This window comes from Agrobacterium cavarae (genome assembly GCF_004310285.1).
Taxonomy (GTDB): Bacteria; Pseudomonadota; Alphaproteobacteria; order Rhizobiales; family Rhizobiaceae; genus Agrobacterium; species Agrobacterium cavarae.
On sequence record NZ_SISF01000031.1, the window covers coordinates 514,593 to 527,206 of the forward strand.

A 12,614-nucleotide genomic window follows, 5' to 3' on the forward strand; every position below is an offset into this window, starting at 1 on the left:
ATTGATTAAGCAGCTCGTCGATCCAAGACGTGTAAGTGCTGCTCTGAAAACGAATAGACCTGAATGGTGAGAGTCGCGCAATCACAGAGGCAATAATTTCGTCACATTCCAAGTGGCTTCAAATACTACTGTTGCAATTCAGTGACAAAATCGACGTAAGGTCGTAAAAACTGTTAAGGATCACTAATAAACTGAATGTAAATAATATAATTCTAAATTAGATTTCAATAAATATTATTGGTCTGCTGTGGCGTTCAGACAGTGCCCATCACACCGGGACAAAAATTTCCTTTATTTTGATATTTACTAGATTAGAATATCCATAATTAAATAGCGTACTTTTGTGACGCCGAGCAACTACTCGCCCGCGCGAACTGGGGCAGATAAAAAAAGTACGCCTCATCACTCACACGCTGGAAATTCGCAGATATGTGTCCCAGCTTCTTCATCGAATATGACAAGCCATGCTCTCGTGCCTAAGGCATCGGTAGAAAAGGTGATCGAGCGAGCCGTTTTCTAGGGCCGAAGCGACACCGCCTAGCGGCATCAAGAGGGGTAACGCGCAAAAGGGCCTACCCAAGTTTAGCACAGATACGAGCGAAATCGTGCAATTCAAACTAGCGAGGATTTCTAAACGGAACCTTGCGCAAAGTTCTGTCGTGCCCCGCGTAAATCATAAAAAAAACCCGGCTCGAGAGCCGGGTTTCTGTCACTGACAATGTCAGATCAGATTAGAACGAACGCTGAAGGCGAACGAAACCAGTCCACTGCTTCGGGTTGTTGTCGATGTCGAGGTAGTTGACAGCGACCTTCGTGGTCAAACCTTCAACGATCTTGTAGTCGACCGTGAGACCGCCCTTCCAACCGTCGTTGTTGGTGAAGTTGTCAGCGTTAACGAGACCGTAGTTACCGTAGTACTGAACGCCGGGGGTGATGGTTAGCTTGTCAGTTGCCTTGATCGCATACTGAGCAGCAACAGCCCACTCGGACACTGCATAGTAAGCGTTCGAGCCAGATGCCCAAACACCAGCCAGACCAAGCTGACCAGGACCAAGGTCAGCCGTTGCGATAATACGTGCAGAACCATTGCTGCGGTCGATGTCGTAGCCACCCAGAACTTCTACAGCAGCGCCGCCGAACTTGCCGCCCAGAGCACCAGAAATACCGACGTTGTTGTCGGTTGCGCCTGGCAGAGTAATGCCTTCCAGTTCGTCAACAGACAGACCAGCGTAGAAAGAGCCAGCGTCGTAGGTGTAACGGATGGAGTTGAACAGCGTGTTGGAAGCGAGGTTGTCTGTTTCGCCAGACAGGCCGTTATCCCACCAGTTGTAGAACTTACCAACCTTCAGGCCGCCGAGTTCGATGAACGCCTGCTCAAGGAATACAGCCGAACCGAGGTTAGCAGAGGTACCAGCCGTGGCAGCACCCAGACCGGAGTCACCATTACCCTGGAAGCCGATGTAACCACGCAGAACGCCGAGTTCGGTGTCGCTGCGGGTGTCAATGTTGAACTGGCCACGCGTAACTGCATCCCAGTCAGAGGGACCGGACAAATCGCGGCCATAGTTAACCTGGAAACGAACGAAGCCGTCGAACTTCAGGCAGGTTTCGGAACCAGGAATGTAGAAGAAGCCAGCACCGAAAGCGTCGCAAACGCGAACGTATTCCAGGGGCTCAGGCTCAGCAGCGACGATCGCGTCAGCGGCCTTTGCGCCAGATACTGCTGCAAGAGCTGCAGCGGAGCCAATGAGAAGGCTCTTGATGTTCATGTTGACCTCCAGTCAAGTTGCATAAGGGTCTGGGTTCTTAAGCTGAAGGACAGCATTCCCTGCCCCATTCCCGTTTTTTTTGAAAACGAGCGATCCACCGCCGCGCTTCCGGTCGTGAAAATACAAGAGCTTTCTCAGTAGGCAATCGGCAAACAGTTTTATGACGATTATAACTAGATGCTTCACATAACCATGTTGCTTAAACAACACATTCGGTGCCACCGCACTGTTCAATGATTTAACAAATAGTTAATAAAAACAAAGATAAAGCTCGAGCATTAGAGACTTAAAATGGACTGCGACCAACGTTGCCACTTCGGCCGAAGGCAGCGATGGCCAGCGCCTGAAGGGGAACTTGACGGCCTTTCTGATGGCCAGTGCGATAACGCACGATCCCTGTGTGAGAGTGAAAGTCGCATGAATCGCGATCTCCCCTCAGCATGGAATCATTTCGAGCGGCGACTCGATTCGTCGCGAACGTAGAGATTCGGAGTTACCCTTGGAGTTGTTAAGAGGGAAAACTGGCTTGTCGGCAGGTCTTTTTCCACACTCTGATTAAAAGCGCTTGCATTCGTTTTTCTTACGCAATAATCAGGCGGCACCGGAGAGGTGGCCGAGTGGTCGAAGGCGCTCCCCTGCTAAGGGAGTATACGTCAAAAGCGTATCGAGGGTTCGAATCCCTTCCTCTCCGCCATTCCCCAATTTGTCCGAACCGAAGACATAGGTAACAGTTTGCACCTACGTAGGTGACAATCTCCCGCCGAGCGGCTTGAGTGCATTTCAATAAGACACTCCGATACGCATCTCTCACAAGTATTCTGGCACACGCACCCTGTACCTGAATATCATCCACCCTTGTTGACCGGGCCCGATAGGGTCAGTTGGTTATGGAGCAGCAAAGGGAACACCGATGATTCCGGCTTCCTTCCTCCCATTAAAGAACATTAAAAAAGCGATACCGGGTTGCAGCATAAGTTAGATGCGCTAGGGCTTGTTTCGTGCATCTTCCATACGTAGGCGCGTAACCGGCAAACGTTATGACGATGACGTTGTTTCTCGCCTCGTTTGGCAGCGCTGCAGCGGAGCTTAAGTGCAATAAAATCGGTCCTGATCCGTACGGGCAGAAAGAGTCTTTGCTCGTGAACGGCTCAACTGGGGTCTTCAGCTACATCGCTGCGGACGGCAGCTTGCAAGTCGTCGAACTCAAATGCGCTTCGTTCCTCGGCGACGAGGCCACCGACAAAGGTGGTCTTCTCTGTAGTTATGTGTTCGAACGCAAAGAGGGCCTCACCACTGAGCATTACCTGATCCATTCAATATCGAATTTCACGACACTCACTCGATCAGGCTTGGTCGAAAATTCTGAGCGCAAGAGACAAAACGCAGACCACTACGCCAGCGTCACGCAGGATATGGTGTCATGCGAGGGAACGCCGTAGAATCAGATATCCACCCTCCGACCCAAAGTAGGGACCATTTCACCTTCGTCCGCTGTGGAACATTATCGAGTTTGATCGCGTTATCGCCTCGGAAACAACATGAGGTGATTTCAGATGGCACAGACCAAATTGAACGTTGTTGATGATTCTCTCGAAAGCCAGATCTCGGAACTTCGCTCCCAGATCGCTTCTCTTTCCAAGTCGGTGTCGTCCCGTGCAGGCGCGATCTCCGAAGAGGCGTCTGACTTTGTGGATGAAGCAAAGGGTCGCGTACAGCGTGCAGCACACAGTGCGGCAGAAACCGTGAAGGCGCAAAGCCAGAATGTGGTGGAAGCGGTCAGGGAAAACCCTGCGACAGCAACATCCGTTCTGACGGTTGTTGGCGCGCTCGGTTTTGCTCTCGGCTATTTCGTGGCAAATGCTTCGACTCAGCACAAAAGCAGCAGCCTCTATCGCTGGCGCTAACAGCGTCTAGTTCAAGGGCAGGAAGGCAACGCCTTCCTGCCCTATTTTTATTTTGAATGGAGGAGTGAAGTGCAATTCTCTCAGGAGATCGAAAACGCCCTGGCCGCCTTTGCTCGAAACAGCGGTGTGACTAAGGATGAAGCAATCGCTCGCATTCTCCGCGAAAGGCTGATTGCGGAAGGACATCTGGCGTCCGGCCAGGAAGGCATTCCGCCGGAAAAGCTGAACGCCACAAATGATGACTGAAGTTTAATATCCGGACGGCTTCGGCGCCGCCGTGCCACCCTTGTAGCGAGATGCAAGTTGGCGGAGCACATTCGAAAATTCGAAGACGTCGGCACCCACCGCAACAAATGACGCACCCAACTCGAGATAGCGCTTATTGTAGGTCTCGTTGAAGGTCAAAATCCCGGCAGCTTTGCCTGCAGCGACAATTTTGCGAATCGCTCCCTCAATGACGTTCTGGACCTCCGGCTCATCGAGCTTGCCGAGATATCCCATATCCGCCGCCAAATCGGCCGGGCCGATGAAGACACCATCCACGCCTTCGACCTGAAGAATGTTATCGAGATCGGCAATCGCGGCGCGCGTCTCCGCCTGAATCAGAAGGCAGACATTGTCCGAAGCCTTTTGATTGTAATCACTGACACTGCCAAACGCCGATGCCCGGGCAACAACCGCACCCATGCCGCGAATGCCGCGCGGCGGATAATGCATGGCGGATACGAGCGCACGGGCCTGATCCGCAGAATCCACCATCGGAACCAAGAGCGTGCGCGCACCTGCGTCGAGCATCTGCTTGATAATCCAGCTTTCACCCGTTGGCACGCGCACGACGGGTTCGGCCGGCGATGTCGAGAGGGCGCGCAACTGCTCTATAATGCTGCGCAGATCGTTAGGACCATGCTCGCCATCGATGACGAGCCAGTCAAAACCAGCCGTGCCGGCAATCTCAGCAGTAATCGCCTCGCCCATATCGAGCCAAAGCCCGATCTGTGGTTCACCCCGGTGGATAGCGTTCTTGAAGCGGTTCTCAAGGGTCGGCATGGCAGTCCTCATGTCAAAAGCAATTTCAGGTCAGCGGTGTGGTCATCAAGCACAGCGCGGTTCGGCTCCGCGCTAGCGTCGAGCAACTTCTTGCCGGTGACGTAGGCCTTGGCATCATTGATGGCATCGACAGCGATGAAGCGGCCTTGCCTGAAATACCAGATGGAGTGGCTGCCTTCTCGTTGGCCTGGGCGCAGTACTGTTTCGTCATAACCTGCGTTGAAGCCGGCGATCTGCAATTTCACGTCATACTGATCCGACCAGAACCATGGCTTCGGTCGGTAGGGTTTCTCTTCCCCTGCGAGCACCAGCGCTGCGGCTTCCGCCTGATCGACCGCGTTCTGCACCGATTCGAGGCGAACGGAAGCACCCTCCATCGGTAGAAGCGTGCAGTCCCCCATGGCGTGGATGTCTGGATCGGATGTGCGGGTGAATTCATCCACAACGATCCCATTGCCGACCTGCAAACCCGACTCACGAGCCAGGCGGTCGTTCGGCGTCACGCCAATGCCGGCGACAACGAAATCGACGTTGAGCGTTGAGCCATCGGAAAGCTCCGCCTTCGTCACGCGTCCATCTTTCCCATCCAGCCGAACGAGGCCCGTTTTCTCGCGAATGGAAACGCCTTTTGCGATGTGAATGTCGCGCATGATGGTCGCAGTTTCGGCTGAGGCGACGCGCTGGAGAATGCGATCCGCCATCTCGATCAGCGTCACCTCAAGCCCAAGCTGGCGCGCAACGGCTGCCGCCTCAAGCCCGATGTAACCGCCACCAATCACCAGCAATCGGCGGCCGGGCTGCATTTCTTCCATCAGACGATCGGCATCGCGCTTATCGCGAACAGTCAGAACGCCCTCCAGATCTCCGCCCAGACCCGCCGGAAGCTCACGCGGCGCAGCGCCTGTCGTTAGTGCAAGCTTGTCGTATTCCAGCAGAGAGCCGTCCTGCATCCGCACGGTCTTTGCCTTACGGTCGATCTCCTCCACCCAGGTCGACAGGCGGATATCGACATTGTTCTCAACAAACCATTCTGCCGGGCGAAACTCCAGTCGATCGAAGGTCATCTCACCCATGAGATATTTTTTGGAGAGCGGCGGACGCTGATAGGGAAGCACGTCTTCCGAGCCGATGATGGTGATAGAGCGATCGTCCTTCAAAGAACGAAGCTTGGCAGCTAGGGCGAAGGCTGCCTGTCCAGCGCCGACAATGACCAATCTACCTGCCATATGAGATGCTCCACCCAAACCGTCGTCTCGAATATCAGCGCAGGCGTAACGGCAAGTACGCTTCACGTCAACCATGCGCTTACGCTCTTGCCTGCGTGGATAAACAAGCCCTGCGCAACCTTGTGCATGCAATAGTGTTTTAGCGATGAGACAGGTGAGACTGATGGCGGGATTGCAAAGTCCGAAACGAAACAGAAGGATCGATTCCTAGTGATTTCATTCAGGATCCGGCAAGGTCGCAGGCGTATCATTCAGGAACGAGAAGAGACAATCGGGAGGTTGTCATGACACTCAATATCGATATCAAGGCAAAGGATACGGTTCCGCAAGACGAGATGTATGAGAAGTATGTGATCGACCGTCCCGGCAAGATCACATTCATCGGCCATCATCTCAGTACCAGCAACACGATGCGCTGCCTCATCCGCAAAATCTCTCTTTATGGCGCGGATATCGAAGTCAGTCCGCATCTCGATCTGCCCAGTAATTTCTACCTCGAAATTATCGGCATTCGCGATGAGATCGGTTGCACATTGATCCGCCGGGAAGACGAGAATGCATCCGTCGGGTTCAACATGCTGATTGACCCGGAGTTTTTGCACCACATCCGCCGCTTGAGTTTCGAGACATCGCTCTGATAAGCCCGGACTTCGACTGACGCGAAAAACTCGCCTAAAACCGTCGCATTCATCCCGGCCTGCCTTGCGCAGGCCGATTTTGTTTCTATTGTGAGCCCGTCCGCCTCAAGAACCACGGAACGTACTGAAATGTCCGCCTTTTCGCGCTTTACGCCTCTCGCCTCCTCGCTACCCTCCACCGTTCCATTCGTTGGCCCGGAGGCCATCGAGCGGACCCGTAAATTGGCGGTACAAGCGCGGATTGGCGCGAATGAAAGCGGCTTTGGTCCCGCCCCATCCGTCTTGGAAGCCATGCGCAATGCGGCGCATGAAACCTGGATGTATGCCGACCCGGAGAATTACGAGTTGCGCGAAGCGCTCGCCATCCATCATGGGATTTCGCGCGGCAATATCGCCATTGGCAGCGGCGTGGATGGACTTCTCGGCGAAATCGTCCGGTTGGTGGTTGAGCCGGGTACACCTGTCGTGACCTCCTTCGGCGGATATCCGACATTCAATTATCATGTGAATGGCTATGGCGGCCGGCTGGTGACGACGCCCTATCTCGACGACCACGAAAATCTCGACGGTCTGCTCGATCTCGTCATCAAGGAAAATGCGCCGCTGGTTTACTTTGCAAACCCGGACAACCCGATGGGAAGCTGGTGGGATGCAAACGAGGTTCTGACATTCGCCAAGGCGCTGCCGGAAACCTGTTTGTTGATTCTGGACGAGGCCTATTGCGAAACGGCGCCCGAGAGCGCCGTTCCCAGCGTTCGCGCCATGATCGGCATGCCGAATGTGCTGCGCATGCGCACTTTCTCCAAGGCCTATGGTCTTGCAGGCGCACGCGTGGGCTACGCGATCGGTACGCTGGGTAATGCTGAAGCCTTCGACAAGATTAGAAATCACTTTGGCATGTCGCGAGTCTCCGTCGCGGCAGCGCTTGCAGCCCTGAATGACCAGGCCTATCTACGCGACGTCGTCAAGCGTATCGCCAATGCACGTGAGCGCATCTCCACCATTGCTCGCCAGAACGGCCTGTCGCCCCTGCCCTCCGCCACGAACTTCGTTGCGATCGATTGCCACAAGGACGGCGCTTATGCGAAGTCGATCGTGGATGGTCTGATGGACCACGGCGTCTTCATCCGCATGCCGGGCGTTGAGCCGCTCAACCGCTGCATCCGTGTCAGCGCTGGCCCTGATGACAAGCTCGATCTTTTCGCAGAGGCTCTGCCCAAGGTTCTCCAGTCGCTCGGCTGATATCAAGACAAGAAAAAACCGTGCCAGCCTTGTTTCTGCCGGTCACGGTTTTGATCTCGTTGCAAGCGTGCGGCTTTACCGTCTTCGTTTGCGGGTATGGCTGGTGTTGCGACCGGGACTGGAGGGACCAGTCGAAACGATTGGCGATCTTTTGATCGCTCCGTCTTTTTGAATTGTCCTGGAATTTAGTGTGTGGTCATCCAATCTCGAGCGGCGCGAAGGGCTGCTGCGAGGTCTGCCTTGGTCATGTTCCGGGCAAGATCGGCGCGCAACGATGCTGCTCTTTCCGAACCCTTGATGGCTGCAATGTTCAGCCACTTATGGGCAGCAACGAGGTCCACCGGGCATCCCCGGCCTGTCGCATAGATCAGGCCGAGATTGCAGAAGACATCCGCGCGGCTTTGTCCACCGGCAACTGCCAACTCGATATCGCGCATTTCAAATCTTGCCATTTTTCTAGTCCCTGTTTGCCCGTATTCTTCCTGTTTTTGGTGCTTCTCTGCGGAAGCTTTCAGCCTGGGGACGCTGCCGTCTTCTGCGGCTTTTTCGTCTCCTGCTGTCGTCAGGTTGTCCCTGCTCTTTGTTGACCTCACTATGCCAAACGGCTTTCAACGGGCGCTTAAAATCCATGATTAACGGGGGCCAAACAAAGTCCAAACGATTGGTAAAGTTGGATTTTTGTTAAATATGGGAAGGCCTGCAAATTAAGGATTTTCCACGCAATTTTACGAAAAGTTTACGGATGGATTTAAACGCTTTGCTAACCACGGCAGAAGCTCGCGATTTTTCAGTGCAGCAATCTTCGGCGTCGAGAGCGTCAAAAAATTCGTCACGAGGCCCCGCCCCATGTTTCCTTTTACGTGAACGTCAACTATAAAGGTTGGCATTCGCATGGGAGTTGCGAAGGCTGACGGCCACGATGCGCTGTCGTGCCTGGTTTGGATTGGGAGGTCCATATGAAGAAATTGACGATTCTCGCAGGTCTGGCATTTCTGATCAGCAGCAGTGCCTTTGCTGCCGAAGCCATCGAAGGCAACTGGAAGACGGCAAGCGGCGAGACCGCAGCGATTGCCAAATGCGGCTCTGCCTTCTGCGTGACGCTGAAGACCGGAAAGCATGCGGGCAAACAGATCGGCAAAATGACGGGAAGCGGCGACAACTATGCCGGCGAGATCACCGATCCTGCCAACGACAAGACCTATAGCGGTTCCGGCACCGTATCAGGCAACTCTCTCAGCATGAAGGGTTGCGTATTGAAGGTGCTGTGCAAGTCGCAGACCTGGACAAGACTTTAAAGACCTGGGGCAGCCAAAGGCTGCCCCTTCTTCATTTAGAAGGGTGAGTCAGTTTCCGGATATTCCCTCTCCCATTAGGGATGAGGCATGAGAACCAGCCGAAGTGCGAACCCGATCAATAGGGCGGCGAAAGTCCAGCTCTGCGCGCGCTGGGCAAGTGGACGTCTCGACATCCAGCCGCTCAGCAACGAGCCGACGGTCGCATAGGTCAGGTCGAAGGCAAGGCCGACAACCACCAACGTCATTCCCAGCATCAGAAACTGAACGCCCAGCCCCTGCTCGCCCGGTACAATGAACTGTGGCAGCAAGACAGAGCAGAACAGCAGCGCCTTCGGATTTAGAATATTGGTGAGAAAGCCCCGCCACAGTGCCGTGCCGTGCGAGGACGGTTGTTTCGGACCGTTGATCCGAATCGCGTCATCTCCACTATATTCCGATCTCAGAATCTCCAGACCAAGCCAGAGAAGATAGGCGGAACCGACAAAGCGCACCACTTCGAATGCCATGGGGCTCGTCGTCAACAAGGCTGCCAGCCCCAAGCCGGCGAACGCCACATGGGCGGCTCTTGCAAGCGCCAAACCTGCGCCTGTTGCGATAGCTGGACCGCGCCCTGCACTCGCACCTGTTTGCAGGACAAGCACCATGTCTGGCCCCGGCAACAGATAGACGACAACCAACGCGCCGACGAACAGAATGAACTCGCTCATGATCAAGCCTCAAGATAATGGTCGGCGCAAACTAGATCAGGGACTTGAGGCGTGTCCTTGCAAATTGCATCAATAGGGATGAGGGTGAAGCATCGTTTGTGCCAATAATAGATCGATTTGTGGTGGTTTATGCCAAATCTTAAACTTGACGCAATTGACCGCCGAATTCTCACGGCGCTGCAGCGGGATGCGCGTCTGACCAATGTCGAGCTTGCCGAAGAGGTTGGATTGTCGCCATCCCCCTGTCTGCGGCGGGTTCGTGCGCTGGAGAAGGCAGGCGTCATTCGGGGTTATCATGCGAGGCTGGACCGCGCCGGCCTCAGTCTTGGATTGACGGTTTTCGTCAGCGTCAAAATCGAGCGCCATCAGGACGCTTCTGCAGCAGCCTTCAGAGAGGCGGTCGCCGTACTGCCAGATGTGATTTCATGCCATCTTGTCTCCGGCGAGGCTGATTTTCTCTTGCAGGTCGTCGTGCCCGATCTCGCGGCTTACGAACGGTTGCTGGTGGACCGCCTGCTGAAACTTCCAAGCGTCAGTGACATTCGCAGCAATTTTGCTATCCAGACGGTCAAATCTGAAGGCCCTTTGCCGCTCAGTCACCTGCCCAGCGCGGAAACTTAAACAGCAGGGCCAATACAACCCTAAGACGTTTCGTCTCTGCGGGTCTGTCATATCGCTGTGATAAACCCGCTTTAGTTGCCCTCTCTAGAATTGTTCGAAACGACGACAATGGAGAGCGCCATGACCAATATCGACACAAGCAAGCTAAGCTGGGACGAGTGGGACGAGCTGCAAAATCCGCCCCCAGCCGTGACCGATTTCGACCGCGTCGTCGAATCCGCCATTTCGCGGCGCGGTTTCCTTGGCGGTGTGCTCGCCTTTGGGTCTGCCGCTGCGGCTCTCGGTACGCTCGGCAACCTCGCGACGTCCACATCCGCTCAGGCACAGGAAGCAGCCTCGCGCTTCCCGTTCAAGCCGGTGCAAGCGGCGACTGATCACACCGTTCATGTGCCGGAGGGTTACGGCTGGAAACCGCTTGCCAAGTGGGGGCAGCCACTCTTTCCGAACGTGCCGGATATCGACCCCGCGAAGGGAGTCAGCCTGGAGAACTCCGACAAGGTCTTCGGAGAGAATACCGACGGCATGGAACTCTTCGTGGTCGGTGGTCATCAGTTGATCGCCGTGAACCACGAATATGTGAACAACGAAACCAACCTCCCCCACCGCGAAAAAGGCATGCCCGCCAATCTGGATGAGGTGAAGATCCTTCAGCACATGCAGGGCGTGACTGTCATGGAAGTGGCGGAAGGCAAGGATGGCTGGGAGATTGTCGTCGATAGCCCGTTCAACCGCCGTATTCACCACAACACACCGATGAAGCTTTCGGGACCCGCTGCCGGCTCCGATCTCGTCAAGACCGCAGCCGACCCGAAGGGTGTCGACTGTCTTGGCACCTTCAACAATTGCGGCGCCGGTCGCACGCCTTGGGGCACCTATCTGACCTGCGAAGAAAACTTCAACGGCTATTTCGGCTCCACCGATGCCAACTTCAAAATGCCGGATGACTATAAGCGCTACGGCATCGCCGCCGAGACACGCTACGGTTACGAGAAGTTCGACGAGCGCTTCGATGTATCGAAGCACCCGAACGAGCCGCGTCGTGCTGGCTATGTCGTGGAGATCGATCCGTCCAACGCTTCTTCCACGCCGATCAAGCGCACCGCACTTGGCCGCATCAAGCATGAAAATGCTGCCGTGGTCGTAGCGCGCGATGGCCGTGTCGTGGTTTACATGGGCGACGATGAGCGCGGCGAGTTCCTCTATAAGTTCGTCTCCAATGGCATCTATGTGCCAGGCGGTGACACCTCGAAACTTTTGGACGAAGGCACGCTTTACGTGGCGAAGTTTACCGATGACGGCAATGGCGAGTGGGTGGCTCTGACGCCGGAAACGACCGGAATGAAGCCGGATGAAATCTCCGTCTTCACCCGCCAGGCAGCCTCAAAGGTTGGCGCCACGACCATGGACCGCCCGGAATGGGTGGCAATCAACCCCGTCGCCATCGAAGCCTATTGCGCGCTGACCAACAACAGCCGCCGCGGCGAAGTCAAGGACGGCAAGATGCGCACCAATGCCGGTGGCGATGTCATGGCTGTCAACGCCGCCAATCCGCGCGAGAAAAACGAATATGGCCAGATCGTTCGCTGGTATCCTGCTAATGACGATCACGCCGACGGCAAGTTCAAGTGGGATCTCTTCTGCATGGCCGGTAATCCGGATGTGCACAAGGACGCCTATGCGGGCTCCTCCAACATCAACTCCGGCAACATGTTCAACTCGCCGGACGGCATGATGTTCGACTCCACCGGCCTTCTCTGGATCCAGACCGATGGCGAAGACAGCAATGAAGGCCAGTTTGCCGGTCAGGGCAACAACCAGATGCTGGCGGGCGACCCGGTTACCGGCCGCATCGAGCGTTTCCTGACGGCGCCAAAGGGTTCGGAAGTGACCGGCCAGACATGGTCGGCCGACAAGCGCACCCACTTCGTCGGTATCCAGCATCCGGATGCCCCCTTCCCCGATGGAGAAGGCAAGCTGCCGCGTTCGACCGTTATTGCGATCAAGCGAAACGACAATGCAATGATTGGCTAAGGCTCAAGAAGACGACACGACGTGGAGGCGCCGTTCATTGCGGCGCCTCTTCGCATTTTACTCAGCAGACGCAACGACCATCACAAGTCTTGACGTCTCCCAGAACGCTGGAGGTTCGTGAGGCTTGGTATTTT

13 protein-coding genes and 1 tRNA gene are annotated in these 12,614 nt (G+C 55.2%); 9 read left to right on the plus strand and 5 right to left on the minus strand.

Annotation, left to right across the window (positions count from 1 at the left end; genetic code table 11):
* Nucleotides 1–731: 731 nt before the first annotated feature.
* On the minus strand, nucleotides 732–1,769 hold the full coding sequence (locus EYC79_RS15790) for a porin (protein WP_130978575.1): 1,038 nt from the start codon (nucleotides 1,767–1,769) through the stop codon (nucleotides 732–734).
* A 603-nt stretch (nucleotides 1,770–2,372) separates the two neighbouring features.
* Between EYC79_RS15790 and EYC79_RS15795 the strand changes: the two genes are divergently transcribed.
* From EYC79_RS15795 to EYC79_RS23485, 4 genes are all read left to right on the plus strand, one after another.
* A tRNA-Ser gene (locus EYC79_RS15795) sits at nucleotides 2,373–2,463 on the plus strand.
* Between the two features lie 343 nt (nucleotides 2,464–2,806).
* A complete protein-coding gene (locus EYC79_RS15800) occupies nucleotides 2,807–3,208 on the plus strand; it encodes a hypothetical protein (protein ID WP_130978576.1) in 402 nt (133 codons plus the stop codon).
* A gap of 114 nt (nucleotides 3,209–3,322) precedes the next feature.
* Nucleotides 3,323–3,673, plus strand: a complete 351-nt coding sequence (locus tag EYC79_RS15805; RefSeq protein WP_062425683.1) for a hypothetical protein — start codon at nucleotides 3,323–3,325, stop codon at nucleotides 3,671–3,673.
* Nucleotides 3,674–3,742: 69 nt separating this feature from the next.
* The gene (locus EYC79_RS23485) at nucleotides 3,743–3,919 is read left to right on the plus strand and encodes a hypothetical protein (RefSeq protein ID WP_165457047.1); all 177 of its coding nucleotides are present in this window, start codon (nucleotides 3,743–3,745) and stop codon (nucleotides 3,917–3,919) included.
* 3 nt (nucleotides 3,920–3,922) lie between these two features.
* Here EYC79_RS23485 and EYC79_RS15810 read toward each other — a convergent pair whose 3' ends face one another.
* Both EYC79_RS15810 and EYC79_RS15815 read right to left on the minus strand, forming a co-directional pair.
* Nucleotides 3,923–4,720 (minus strand): aldolase/citrate lyase family protein, encoded by a 798-nt coding sequence (locus EYC79_RS15810; RefSeq protein ID WP_130978577.1) that lies wholly within the window; start codon nucleotides 4,718–4,720, stop codon nucleotides 3,923–3,925.
* 8 nt (nucleotides 4,721–4,728) lie between these two features.
* Nucleotides 4,729–5,946, minus strand: coding sequence for an NAD(P)/FAD-dependent oxidoreductase (locus EYC79_RS15815; protein WP_130978578.1), 1,218 nt, complete (start codon nucleotides 5,944–5,946; stop codon nucleotides 4,729–4,731).
* 284 nt (nucleotides 5,947–6,230) lie between these two features.
* Here EYC79_RS15815 and EYC79_RS15820 point away from each other — a divergent pair, with 284 nt between their 5' ends.
* On the plus strand, nucleotides 6,231–6,584 hold the full coding sequence (locus EYC79_RS15820; protein ID WP_062598278.1) for a hypothetical protein: 354 nt from the start codon (nucleotides 6,231–6,233) through the stop codon (nucleotides 6,582–6,584).
* 129 nt (nucleotides 6,585–6,713) lie between these two features.
* Nucleotides 6,714–7,826: a pyridoxal phosphate-dependent aminotransferase gene (locus tag EYC79_RS15825; protein WP_130978579.1), complete on the plus strand. Its 1,113-nt coding sequence runs from the start codon at nucleotides 6,714–6,716 to the stop codon at nucleotides 7,824–7,826.
* Nucleotides 7,827–8,011: 185 nt separating this feature from the next.
* Here EYC79_RS15825 and EYC79_RS15830 read toward each other — a convergent pair whose 3' ends face one another.
* The gene (locus EYC79_RS15830) at nucleotides 8,012–8,278 is read right to left on the minus strand and encodes a sel1 repeat family protein (protein ID WP_062425688.1); all 267 of its coding nucleotides are present in this window, start codon (nucleotides 8,276–8,278) and stop codon (nucleotides 8,012–8,014) included.
* 504 nt (nucleotides 8,279–8,782) lie between these two features.
* On the opposite strand from EYC79_RS15830, the gene EYC79_RS15835 reads away from it, so the two are divergent.
* The gene (locus EYC79_RS15835) at nucleotides 8,783–9,121 is read left to right on the plus strand and encodes a DUF2147 domain-containing protein (protein WP_062425689.1); all 339 of its coding nucleotides are present in this window, start codon (nucleotides 8,783–8,785) and stop codon (nucleotides 9,119–9,121) included.
* Between the two features lie 74 nt (nucleotides 9,122–9,195).
* Here EYC79_RS15835 and EYC79_RS15840 read toward each other — a convergent pair whose 3' ends face one another.
* Nucleotides 9,196–9,828 (minus strand): LysE family translocator, encoded by a 633-nt coding sequence (locus tag EYC79_RS15840; protein WP_130978580.1) that lies wholly within the window; start codon nucleotides 9,826–9,828, stop codon nucleotides 9,196–9,198.
* Nucleotides 9,829–9,957: 129 nt separating this feature from the next.
* On the opposite strand from EYC79_RS15840, the gene EYC79_RS15845 reads away from it, so the two are divergent.
* Together EYC79_RS15845 and EYC79_RS15850 are read left to right on the plus strand one after the other, a co-directional pair.
* On the plus strand, nucleotides 9,958–10,449 hold the full coding sequence (locus EYC79_RS15845) for an Lrp/AsnC family transcriptional regulator (protein WP_130978581.1): 492 nt from the start codon (nucleotides 9,958–9,960) through the stop codon (nucleotides 10,447–10,449).
* Nucleotides 10,450–10,569: 120 nt separating this feature from the next.
* Nucleotides 10,570–12,480, plus strand: a complete 1,911-nt coding sequence (locus EYC79_RS15850; RefSeq protein ID WP_130978582.1) for a PhoX family protein — start codon at nucleotides 10,570–10,572, stop codon at nucleotides 12,478–12,480.
* Nucleotides 12,481–12,614: the final 134 nt, after the last annotated feature.

What these genes read in the sequence shown, in the direction of transcription:
- EYC79_RS15790 (WP_130978575.1), bottom strand. Translation starts at nt 1,769, where the DNA reads ATGAACATCAAGAGCCTTCTCATTGGCTCCGCTGCAGCTCTTGCAGCA.
- EYC79_RS15815 (WP_130978578.1), bottom strand. Translation starts at nt 5,946, where the DNA reads ATGGCAGGTAGATTGGTCATTGTCGGCGCTGGACAGGCAGCCTTCGCC.
- EYC79_RS15825 (WP_130978579.1), top strand. Translation starts at nt 6,714, where the DNA reads ATGTCCGCCTTTTCGCGCTTTACGCCTCTCGCCTCCTCGCTACCCTCC.
- EYC79_RS15835 (WP_062425689.1), top strand. Translation starts at nt 8,783, where the DNA reads ATGAAGAAATTGACGATTCTCGCAGGTCTGGCATTTCTGATCAGCAGC.
- EYC79_RS15845 (WP_130978581.1), top strand. Translation starts at nt 9,958, where the DNA reads ATGCCAAATCTTAAACTTGACGCAATTGACCGCCGAATTCTCACGGCG.
- EYC79_RS15850 (WP_130978582.1), top strand. Translation starts at nt 10,570, where the DNA reads ATGACCAATATCGACACAAGCAAGCTAAGCTGGGACGAGTGGGACGAG.
- EYC79_RS15800 (WP_130978576.1), top strand. Translation starts at nt 2,807, where the DNA reads ATGACGATGACGTTGTTTCTCGCCTCGTTTGGCAGCGCTGCAGCGGAG.
- EYC79_RS15805 (WP_062425683.1), top strand. Translation starts at nt 3,323, where the DNA reads ATGGCACAGACCAAATTGAACGTTGTTGATGATTCTCTCGAAAGCCAG.
- EYC79_RS15830 (WP_062425688.1), bottom strand. Translation starts at nt 8,278, where the DNA reads ATGGCAAGATTTGAAATGCGCGATATCGAGTTGGCAGTTGCCGGTGGA.
- EYC79_RS15820 (WP_062598278.1), top strand. Translation starts at nt 6,231, where the DNA reads ATGACACTCAATATCGATATCAAGGCAAAGGATACGGTTCCGCAAGAC.
- EYC79_RS15810 (WP_130978577.1), bottom strand. Translation starts at nt 4,720, where the DNA reads ATGCCGACCCTTGAGAACCGCTTCAAGAACGCTATCCACCGGGGTGAA.
- EYC79_RS15840 (WP_130978580.1), bottom strand. Translation starts at nt 9,828, where the DNA reads ATGAGCGAGTTCATTCTGTTCGTCGGCGCGTTGGTTGTCGTCTATCTG.